2 protein-coding genes are annotated in these 1,111 nt (G+C 68.0%); one reads left to right on the top strand and one right to left on the bottom strand.

The window, feature by feature from the left end; translation table 11 throughout:
- Positions 1-277 (bottom strand): hypothetical protein (locus tag Acor_RS00130; protein WP_218034035.1); only part of this gene is annotated, 277 nt, incomplete at its 3' end.
- Positions 278-398: 121 nt separating this feature from the next.
- Between Acor_RS00130 and Acor_RS00125 the strand changes: the two genes are divergently transcribed.
- Positions 399-1,111 (top strand): IS630 family transposase (locus Acor_RS00125; protein ID WP_155334411.1); only part of this gene is annotated, 713 nt, incomplete at its 3' end.

Below are 1,111 nucleotides of genomic sequence, written 5' to 3'. Positions count from 1 at the left end.
CACCTACCCGCCGTCCGGTGAGCAGCACGGTGTCCTGGTAGCTGTCACTGCTGGGCTGATAGAGCGCGAATGCCCAGGCGTCGGGGTCGCCGAGGTACTCGATCCGCCCGAGCGGGAAGCCGGTGTCGTCCTGGTCATCATCGAAGTGGCCGATCAGATAACCGAAAGCACCGCGCCAGCGGATGGTCACCTCGCCCAGCCGCTGCCAGTGGGTGAACGCGCGGGAATCGACGTCGTCCTCCACGAGGGTCTTCAACTGCCTGGGCGGGACCGGCATGTGACGATTGTGGACGATAGCGGCGTGTCTGTCGCGCCCGGCCCGGCACGAGCGGGCAGGGTCTGCTGATCATTCTCCGATCAGCAAGGAATCGTGACGCATCGCCGGACCGGCTCAGCACGTGACCATCCGGATCGGGCATCAACGCCGCAAACGTCTGAACCGGATCATCGATCGTCCCTCCAGCCCGCAGTTCCTGGTCCTGCGGGCCGGGATCATCCTGCTGCTGGCCGATGACCGGCTCTCGGTGGCCCAGACCGCCGAACACCTGGCCACCAGTGAGAACACCGTCCGCAAGTGGCGTGACCGCTTCGCCGAGCGGGGCATCCGGGGCCTGCTCGACCTGCTCCGGCCGGGCAGGCCTGAACAGTACGGGCCCGAGATGCGGTTACGGGTCCTGGCCTGCGCGACCAGCGCCCCGCCACCCGGGGCCTCGGCCTGGACTCACCCCTTGATCGCCGCGCACCTGGCCGGCACCGGCATCTCGCCCGATACCGTCGGCCGGATCCTCACCGAGGCCGACCTGCACCCGCACAAGGTCCGCGGCTGGCTGAACCGCCTCGATAACGAGCAGTTCTGGACCCTGGCGGCCGCGGTCTGCGATCTGTACCTGCGCCCGCCCACCGACGGGGTCGTGCTCAGCATCGACGAGAAGACCGGGATCCGGGCCAAGTCGCGTCGCTACCCCGAACACGCCGTCGGACCGGGCCAGGCGGCACGCCGGGAGTTCGAATACGTCCGGCACGGCACCGTCTCGATTCTTGCCGCGATGAACCTGTCTGACGGGCAGGTCTGGGCCGAGCGGATCGGCAAGAACGACTCGGTCACCTTTAT

Origin of the sequence: Acrocarpospora corrugata, assembly GCF_009687845.1 — a bacterium.
Lineage (GTDB): Bacteria > Actinomycetota > Actinomycetes > Streptosporangiales > Streptosporangiaceae > Acrocarpospora > Acrocarpospora corrugata.
Note: the sequence above shows the minus strand (reverse complement) of the source record. Positions and strands in the feature narration are given on the sequence as shown.